Below are 8,711 nucleotides of genomic sequence, written 5' to 3'. Positions count from 1 at the left end.
GCCGCAGGCAGCGAGCAGGGGCACGATCAGCCACGGCGCGGCAGTCCTGGAACGGTCAGCGATGGACATGTGTTCTCCTCCGGGTCTGTTCTTGTCGCATCTTGCTTCAGTGCAAGGCGCGGTAGATATCTTCGGCGAGTTCGCGCGAGATGCCTTTCACGCTGCAGAGCTCGTCCACACTGGCGCCCGCCACGCCGCGCACGCCGCCAAAGCGCTGCAGCAGCTGCGAGCGCTTCTTGGGGCCGACGCCGGGCACATCTTCCAGCCGCGACCCGCCAGTGCGCGTGGCGGCGCGCTTGGCGCGCATGCCGGTGATGGCGAAACGATGGGCCTCATCGCGGATCTGGGCAATCAGCATCAGCGCGGCGGAGTCGCGGCCCAGGTAGACCTTCTCGCGGCCGTCGGCAAATACCAGTTCCTCCAGGCCAACCTTGCGGCCCTCGCCCTTCTCGACACCGGCGATAAGGCTGAGATCCAGCCCCAGCTCTTCGAAAACTTCCCGCGCCATGCTGACCTGGCCACGGCCGCCGTCCACCAGCACGAGGTCGGGCAGCCGCCCGGTGCCCAGCTGGGCGGCCTCGGCCATCTTGGCGTAGCGGCGCGTCAGCACCTGGCGCATGGCGGCGTAGTCGTCGCCGCCGGTGATGCCCTCGATGTTGTAGCGGCGGTACTGGCTGCTCTGCATCTGATGGCTCTCGAAGACGACGCAGCTCGCCATCGTCGCCTCGCCGGCCGTGTGGCTGATGTCGAAGCATTCGACGCGGAACTTGTCGATCTCGGCGACGGACAGGTCCAGCGCATCAACCAGCGCCCGGGTGCGCGCCTGCTGCGAGCCTTCCTCGGCCAGCAGCCGCGCCAACGCCAGCTCGGCGCCCTTGACGCACATCTCCAGCCAGATGCGCCGCTGGCCGCGCGGCTGCGCCTGCACGGTGACGCGGCTGCCGGCCTGGGTGCTCAGCGCATCGGGGAGGCTGGCATCAACCGCCTCGCTGACGACGATGAGGCCGGGCAGCGGCGACGCCAGATAGTGCTGGGCCATGAAGGCTTCCAGCACCAGCCGCTCGGGCGACAGCAGCTCTTCGTCGTCCAGCTGGATGGCCGTTGCGTCCTCGACATGCTTGGGGAAGAAGGCCCTGTCGCCCAGATGCCGGCCGCCGCGCACCATGGCCAGGTTCACGCAGGCCTTGCCGCCCTGCACCTTGACGGCCAGGATGTCCACGTCGCGCTCACCGCCGGTGGCGCTGCTCTCCTCAATGACCTGCTGCTGCAGCACCTTGGAAAGCGCCTGGATCTGGTTGCGCACCTCGGCGGCCAGTTCGTACTCAAAGCGCTCCGCGTAGGCGCCCATCTGCACCTGCAGCGAGGCCATGACCTCGTCGGTCTCGCCGCGCAGAAATCGTTCGGCGCTCTGCACGTCACGCGCGTACTCGGCCGTCTGGCCAGCCGGCACACAGGGCCCAGAGCAGCGCTTGATCTGGTGCAGCAGGCAGGGCCGGCTGCGGTTGTTGAAGACGCTGTCCTCGCAGGTGCGTAAGCGGAACACCTTCTGCATCAGCTGGATGGACTCCTTCACCGCCCAGGCGCTCGGGAAGGGGCCGAAGTACCGATGCCGCTTGTCCACCGCACCGCGGTAATAGGCCATGCGCGGCCAGGCGTGCGAGGTGATCTTCAGGTAGGGGTAGCTCTTGTCGTCGCGGAACAGGATGTTGAAGCGCGGGTTCAACGTCTTGATSAGGTTGTTCTCAAGCAGCAGCGCCTCGGCCTCGGTGCGTACCACCGTTGTTTCCATGCGGGCGATGCGCGAGACCATCAGGCCGATGCGCGAGCCGCCGTGGTTCTTCTGGAAATAGCTGGAGACGCGCTTCTTCAGCTCCCTCGCCTTGCCGACGTATAGCACGTCGCCCTTGGCGTCGAAGTAGCGATAGACACCCGGCATGGCCGGCAGCGCATTGACCTCGATCAGCAGCTTCTCGCGTGTCTCGCGCGCGGCGGCCTCCATGTCGGCGACGCGTTGCTTCTCGGCGGCCTCGATGGCGGCGCGCTCGGCGGGGGCTTGCTCGCCGAGGTCGGCGGGGGAAGGGGGCGGGCTGGACATTGGCGAGATTCTGGCCTGGGACAATCGCATCCATGCTTTGGGACATCTTCTGCCGCGTCATCGACAACCACGGCGACCTCGGCGTCTGCTGGCGGCTGGCACGTGATCTGGCGGCGCGAGGGCATGGCGTCAGGCTGTGGCTAGACGATGCGAGCGCGCTGGCGTGGATGGCGCCTGAGTTGCCAGACGGTATAGAGATCCGCGCCTGGCCCGAGGGCGACGTGGACGCACAACCGGGCGACGTCGTCATCGAAGCCTTTGGCTGCGACGTGCCGCCCGCCTTCATCGCTCACATGGCTGCCTGCAAAGCAGCGCCGCGCTGGATCAACCTGGAATACCTCAGCGCTGAGGACTACGTCGAACGCAGCCACGGCCTGGCATCGCCGCAGTTCAGCGGCCCGGGCGCGGGGCTGACCAAGCATTTCTTCTACCCCGGTTTCACGCCGCGCACCGGCGGGCTGCTGCGCGAGCCGGGGCTGCTGGAGCGCATCGCCAGCTTCGACGGCCCGGCCTGGCTGGCCGAACGCGGCTGGGCGGCGCGGTCGGGCGAGCGCGTCGTCAGCCTGTTCGCCTACGCCAATCCGGCCCTGCCGGCGCTGCTGGATGCTCTCGCCGATCAGCCGACGCTGCTACTGACCTGCCCCGGGCCGTTGCAGGCTCTGGTCACCGACCGGCCCGGCCTGCGCACGGCCGCCCTGCCCTATCTGGCCCAGGATGACTACGACCGGCTGCTGTGGGCCTGCGACCTGAATTTCGTCCGCGGCGAGGACTCGTTCGTGCGCGCGCAGTGGGCCGGCAAGCCCTTCGTCTGGCAGATCTATCCGCAGGACGACGATGCCCACCACGCCAAGCTGGAGGCCTTCATGGCCCGCGCCGGCCTGCCCGAGGCCTGGCGTGTGGTCTGGCGCGGCTGGAACGGCCTCGGCGCCTTGCCGTTGCCGCTGTCCGGCCTCGCCGATGCCAACGCGCATGCACCCGCATGGCGTGCGCAGTTGGCGGCCCAGGCCGATCTGCTCAGCCAGCTTCTCGGGTTTGTAGGGGCTTCCCGCTAGAATGTTGGGCTTTGCCGCGCCAAGCCGAGACGGAATCTGGTGCGCTGCAACGGTTCATCGGCTGGCAACGTCGGCCCCAACTTCGCAACACACCATGAAACTCGCACAAGAAATCCGCGCCGGCAACGTGATCATGCAGGGCAAGGACCCGATGGTCGTGCTGAAGACTGAATACAGCCGTGGTGGCCGCGGCGCCGCCACCGTGCGCATCAAGATGAAGAACCTGCTGAACGGCTCCGGCGCCGAGCTGGTCTTCAAGGCCGACGACAAGATGGAACAGATCATCCTCGACAAGAAGGAGTGCACGTACACCTACTTCGCCGACCCGATGTATGTCTTCATGGACACCGAGTACAACCAGTACGAAGTCGAGTCGGAAAACATGGGCGACGCGCTGTCCTACCTCGAAGACAGCATGGCCGCAGAAGTCACCTTCTACGACGGCAAGGCCATCTCCATCGAGTTGCCCACCAGCGTCGTGCGCGAGATCGAGACCGAGCCGGCCGCCAAGGGCGACACCTCGGGCAAGGTCATGAAGCCCGCTCGCCTGAAGGGCACCGGCTTCGAGATCTCCGTGCCGGCGTTCGTCGAGAACGGCGACAAGGTCGAAATCGATACCCGCACCCACGAGTACCGCAAGCGCGTCTAAGCGCTTGAACTGGAGGCCAACGGCCTCGCCAAGCAAAACGCCCGCATCAGCGGGCGTTTTGCTTTATTCGGCGTCGTCCGAGAGGTCCGGGATTTCGACTTCCAGCTCGGCGTCGATCTCGCTGTCGAAGTCGGCCGAGGCCTTGACCGGGATCCAGGGCCGGTCCAGCGGGCGGTAGACGCGGCGCTGCAGGCGGGTCAGGCGGTCGGAGCACTCGATGGCGTGCATCACCTGCTCGGGAGCGATCAGCATGGCAAACGGATCAGCCAGATTCGGGGTGGTGGACAGCATGGTGAGCCTCCTGTTGACGATGAGTCCACTGTAGGCAGGCCCATCTTTTCGCAACAGTCGGCACAGCGCGCTAGGCGCTGTAAGACTTTCCCCTACACGCCCGCTGCGGCGAGAACTACTTCTCGGTATTCGCCGCGCGCTGGCGCTCCGCCATGGCCTGGCGCAGTTGGGCGGCCATCTTGTCGCGGCCGCTGCGCTGGGCGAAGTCGGCCGCCGTCAGCTCCTGCTCGTTGGCCGCGCGCGGCTCGGCGCCGGCCTTGAGCAGCAGCGGCACCAGGTCGCCATTGCCGTAGCGGGCCGCCATCATCAGCGGCGTCGTGCCGTTCTCGGAGCGCGCGTTGAGTTCGGCGCCTTCAGCGATGAGAAAGGCGGCGACGCCGTTGTCCGGCCCGCTGCAGGCGTAATGCAAAGGCGTCCAGCCCTTGCGGTTGACGGCCGCGCCGCGCTTCACCAGTGCTTTGGCGGCTGGCAGCGAACCACGCACGGCGGCCAGCATCAGCGGCGTCTCGCCATCGGCGTTGAGCGCGTCCGCCTGCGTCCTGGGGTCGGCCAGCAGGCTTTCCAGCGCCTTCTGCGAACCCTCGCGCACAGCGGTGAACAAGGCGGTGCGGCCACGCTGGTCCGCCAGGTTGGGGTCCACACCCTTAAGCAGCAACGCGAGCACCGCGCGGGGGTCGTTCATCTCGGCGGCAACGACGAGGTCGTCGACCGGCGTCGCCTGCGCGCTGGTCGCGGCAGCAAAGATCAGGGCAATCAGCAGCGCTCTCATGCTGGCTCCGGCAGCTTGAAGAGGCGCCGCGTGTTGGCCGTCGTGAGGGCCGCCAGTTCGGCCACCGGCAGGCCCACGGCATCGGCCACGGCCTTGGCGACGTGCGGTACATAGGCCGGCGAGTTGGTCTTGCCGCGGAAGGGCATGGGGGCGAGGTAGGGGCTGTCGGTCTCGATGAGCACCCGGTCCAGCGGCAGCAGCTTGAGCAGGTCGCGCAGGTCCTGCGCGTTCTTGAAGCTGACGATGCCGGAGAAGGAGATGTAGTAGCCACGCTCCACGGCCGCCAGCGCCACCTCGGCCGTCTCGGTGAAGCAGTGGAAGACGCCGCCGGCCAGCTCGCCGCCCTCCTCGTCCAGCACGCGCAGCGTGTCGGCGGCGCTGGAACGGGTGTGGATGACCAGCGGCTTGCTCGCCTGCCTGGCCGCGCGGATGTGGGTACGGAAGCGCTCGCGCTGCCATTCCATGTCGGCGATGCTGCGGCCGTTCAGGCGGTAGTAGTCCAGCCCCGTCTCGCCGATGGCTACGACGCGCGGCAGCGCCGCCAGCCGCACCAGCTCGGCCACGTCGGGCTCGCGCATGTCCTCGGTGTCGGGGTGCACGCCGACGGTGGCCCAGAGCACATCGTTCTCCAGCGCCAGCGCGTGCACGGCCTCGAACTCTTCCATCTGCGTGCAAATGCAGATGGCCTGCACGACCTGCGCGTTGCGCATGTCGCCCAGGATGTCAGGGAGCCTCTGCTTCAGTTCGGGGAAGCTGAGGTGGCAATGGGAATCAACAAACATCAGAGAGTTTGCGTGGGCTTGCTCGACGAGATCGCCGTGCCCAGCACTTCCTCGATGCGCACGCGGATCAGCCGCGTCTTGTCGTCGCCGGGGAAACGCACACCCACGCCCTGGGTGCGGCCGCCGGACGCGTTCGCCGGCGTCAGCCAGGCGACCTTGCCGGCCACCGGGTAGCGCTGGTTGTCCTCGGGCAGGGCCAGCAGCAGGTAGACGTCTTCGCCGAGCTTGTAGTCGCGCGTCGTCGGCACGAACAGGCCGCCCTCGGTGAAGGCCGGGATGTAGGCCGCATAGAGCGCCGACTTCTCGCGGAAGACCAGCTGGATGACGCTGGGCCGCGCCTGCGAACTGCTGGCCGAACCACTGACCGTGGGCAACGGCAAGGCGCCACCGTGCTGGCTGGGCTGGAATTGCAGGGAAGCCGGGCCCTGCTTGGAAGTGGCGTCGCTCATGGCCTGAGTGTATTCATCGAATGGCCGCCGACATGGCCGCCTGGGCTTGCGCCACCAGCGCCTCGATCCACAGGCTGGCGTTCAGCGGGTGGTCGGCATGGCGGGCGGCGCGCTTCAGCTCGGTGTCCCAGGCCAGCAGCGGCGCGGCGCGTCTGGGCGACGGCAGGGCCGTCGGCGCGAAGAACTGGCCTGGCTGGCCATGGCTGCGGCGCAGAAGGTCGTGGCAGAGGCGCTGCAAGGCGTCGATGGCGCGCGGCGGCGCCAGCTCGGACAGGGCTTGCACCTCGCCGCGCGCGACGCGCTTCGGAATCGCCTGCCAGGCGGCATCGCTCAGCCCCGCCTGCGACCATTCCAGCGCCTGCTGCGGCCGGCCGCCGGTCGCGGCCAGCAGGCCTTCGGCGCCGTCGACGCCCTTGGACGCCAGCCAGGCCAGCGCGGCGGCGCGCTCGGGCAGCGCCAGAGGCACAGGTTGGCAGCGGCTGCGGATGGTGGGCAGCAAGCTGGCGCTGTCATGGCTGGCGAGTGCGAAGCGCAACAGGCCGGAGGGCTCCTCCAGCGTCTTCAGCAAGGCGTTGGCCGCGATGCCGTTCAGTGCCTCGGCCGGGAAGATGACGACCACCTTGGCCCGGCCGCGCGCCGATGTCGCCTGGGCGAAGGCGAGCAGGTTGCGCACCGCCTCGACCTTGATCTCGCGGCTGGGCTTGGCTTTACCGGCCTTGGTTTCCAGCTCCTCGAACGGCAGGCCGAGCGACTCGCGCGCCGACGCGTCGAGAGCCTCGGGCAGCAGCAGTTGGAAGTCGGGGTGGGTGCCGCTGGCGAACAGCTTGCAGCTGGGGCATTGATTGCAAGCGGGTTGTGCGGGCGCCGCCGCTTCGCAAAGCCAACTCTGCGCGAGCTTGACGGCAAGCTCCAGCTGGCCGACGCCGGCCGGGCCTTGCACCAGCAGCGCATGCGAGCGGGCGCGGGCCAGCGCGTCGGCCAGCGGCGCCTGCAGCCAGGGGAGATCGGCGTTCAACATGCGGGATATCGCTCGGCGAGAACCGCCAGCACGGCAGCGCCGACCTGCTCGACCGTGCCGCTCGCGTCGATGCGAACCATGCGCTGCGGCGCCTGGGCCGCACGGGCGGCGTAGCCGGCGCGTACGCGCTCGAAGAAGTCCAGGTCGAGTTGCTCGATGCGGTCGGCCTCTCGCGCACTGGCGCGGCGCGCGGCAGCTTGTTCGGCGGGCAGATCAAACCACAGCGTCAGCTCGGGCTCGGTGCCCTCCTGCACCCAGTCGGCCAGCAAATTCAGCACAGCCAGCGGCAGGCCGCGGCCGCCGCCCTGGTAGGCAAAGCTGGCGTCGGTGAAGCGGTCGCAGAGCAGCGTCCTGCCGGCGGACAGCGCGGGCTTGATGACGGCTTCGACGTGGTCGCGTCGGCCCGCAAACATCAGCAGCACCTCGGTCAGCGAGCCCATGGGCTCCCTCAGCACGATGTCGCGCAGCGACTCCGCCAGCGGCGTGCCACCGGGCTCGCGGCTGAGCTGCACGTCGGCGCCACGGGCGCGAAACCAGTCGGCCACCGCCTGGATGTGGGTGGACTTGCCGGCACCGTCGATGCCTTCAAAACTGATGAAACGCCCCTGATTCACTTGCCGCCGCGCTGGTATTTGTTCACCGCGCGATTGTGCGCGGCGAGGTCATCGCTGAACTCGCTGCTGCCGTCGCCGCGAGACACGAAATACAGCGACTTGACCGGCGCCGGGTTCAGCGCCGCCTGCAGCGAGGCCGCGCCGGGCATGGCGATGGGCGTGGGCGGCAAGCCACCGCGCGTGTAGGTGTTGAAGGGCGTATCGGCCAGCAGATCGCGCTTGCGCAGATTGCCGTCGAAGGCGGCGCCAAGGCCGTAGATGACGGTCGGATCGGTCTGCAGCGGCATGCCGACGCGCAGGCGGTTCACGAACACGGCGGCAACGCGGCTGCGGTCGGCCGGCGTGCCGGTTTCCTTCTCGACGATGGAGGCCAGGATCAAGGCCTCTTCGGCGGACTTCAACGGCAGGTCGGCGGCGCGCTTGCTCCAGGCGGCGGCGAGGCGGCCCTGCATGGCGGCGTGGGCGCGCTTGAGCACGGTGAGGTCGCTGACGCCACGGCTATAGGCATAGGTGTCGGGGAAGAAGCGGCCTTCGGGTGTGACGCCGGGCTCGCCGAGCGCGGCCATGACCTCGGCGTCGCTCATTTCGGCCGTCCTGGGCTTGAGCGACGGTGCGGCAGCCAGCGCCGCCCTCACCTGCCGCCAGCTCCAGCCTTCGATGAGGCGCAACTGCTCCAGGATCTGGTCGCCGCGCACCATCTTGTCGAGCAGCGCGCGCGGCGTGATGCCGGCGTGGACCTCATAGCTGCCGGCGCGGATCTGCCTGGCCTGGCCGGACCACTTGAACCACTGGTAGAGCACCCTTGCATCCGTCAGCACACCGGCCGCCACCCAGGCGCGGGCGACCTCGGCCGGGTTGGTGCCGGGTTCGATGGACAACTCCACCGATGGCGCGGTCAGCGTCAGCGGGCTGCGCAGCCACTGCCACACGGCGCCTGCGGCCAGCGCCGCGATCAACAACAAGACGAGCAGCGCCCGCAACAACCACTTCAT

General features: G+C 68.5%; 10 protein-coding genes. 2 read left to right on the top strand and 8 right to left on the bottom strand.

Features of this window, described 5'->3' with window-relative positions; translation table 11 throughout:
• Nucleotides 1-106: 106 nt before the first annotated feature.
• A complete protein-coding gene (gene uvrC, locus ACXRVZ_RS23115; RefSeq protein WP_458232863.1) occupies nucleotides 107-2,095 on the bottom strand; it encodes an excinuclease ABC subunit UvrC in 1,989 nt (662 codons plus the stop codon).
• 32 nt (nucleotides 2,096-2,127) lie between these two features.
• On the opposite strand from uvrC, the gene earP reads away from it, so the two are divergent.
• Entirely contained in the window at nucleotides 2,128-3,147 is a 1,020-nt protein-coding gene (gene earP / locus ACXRVZ_RS23110) for an elongation factor P maturation arginine rhamnosyltransferase EarP (protein WP_457428104.1), read from the top strand.
• A 94-nt stretch (nucleotides 3,148-3,241) separates the two neighbouring features.
• Nucleotides 3,242-3,796 (top strand): elongation factor P, encoded by a 555-nt coding sequence (efp, locus tag ACXRVZ_RS23105; protein WP_457428102.1) that lies wholly within the window; start codon nucleotides 3,242-3,244, stop codon nucleotides 3,794-3,796.
• Nucleotides 3,797-3,859: 63 nt separating this feature from the next.
• Here efp and ACXRVZ_RS23100 read toward each other — a convergent pair whose 3' ends face one another.
• The 7 genes from ACXRVZ_RS23100 to mltG form a co-directional block, all read right to left on the bottom strand.
• Nucleotides 3,860-4,087 carry a hypothetical protein gene (locus tag ACXRVZ_RS23100; RefSeq protein WP_457428100.1) on the bottom strand — a complete coding sequence of 76 codons (228 nt, stop codon included), beginning with the start codon at nucleotides 4,085-4,087 and terminating at the stop codon, nucleotides 3,860-3,862.
• Between the two features lie 115 nt (nucleotides 4,088-4,202).
• Entirely contained in the window at nucleotides 4,203-4,856 is a 654-nt protein-coding gene (locus ACXRVZ_RS23095; protein WP_457428098.1) for an ankyrin repeat domain-containing protein, read from the bottom strand.
• Nucleotides 4,853-5,638, bottom strand: coding sequence for a TatD family hydrolase (locus ACXRVZ_RS23090; protein WP_458232862.1), 786 nt, complete (start codon nucleotides 5,636-5,638; stop codon nucleotides 4,853-4,855). Before ACXRVZ_RS23090 ends, ACXRVZ_RS23095 begins: the two co-directional genes overlap by 4 nt.
• A complete protein-coding gene (locus tag ACXRVZ_RS23085; RefSeq protein WP_457427681.1) occupies nucleotides 5,638-6,018 on the bottom strand; it encodes a PilZ domain-containing protein in 381 nt (126 codons plus the stop codon). Before ACXRVZ_RS23085 ends, ACXRVZ_RS23090 begins: the two co-directional genes overlap by 1 nt.
• An 82-nt stretch (nucleotides 6,019-6,100) precedes the next feature.
• A complete protein-coding gene (locus tag ACXRVZ_RS23080; protein ID WP_457427645.1) occupies nucleotides 6,101-7,105 on the bottom strand; it encodes a DNA polymerase III subunit delta' in 1,005 nt (334 codons plus the stop codon).
• On the bottom strand, nucleotides 7,099-7,719 hold the full coding sequence (gene tmk / locus ACXRVZ_RS23075; protein ID WP_457427647.1) for a dTMP kinase: 621 nt from the start codon (nucleotides 7,717-7,719) through the stop codon (nucleotides 7,099-7,101). Before tmk ends, ACXRVZ_RS23080 begins: the two co-directional genes overlap by 7 nt.
• Nucleotides 7,716-8,711 (bottom strand): endolytic transglycosylase MltG, encoded by a 996-nt coding sequence (gene mltG / locus ACXRVZ_RS23070; RefSeq protein WP_457427649.1) that lies wholly within the window; start codon nucleotides 8,709-8,711, stop codon nucleotides 7,716-7,718. The genes tmk and mltG overlap by 4 nt, the downstream gene beginning before the upstream one ends.

Source organism: Roseateles sp. P5_E8, from assembly GCF_054177665.1.
Note: the sequence above shows the minus strand (reverse complement) of the source record. Positions and strands in the feature narration are given on the sequence as shown.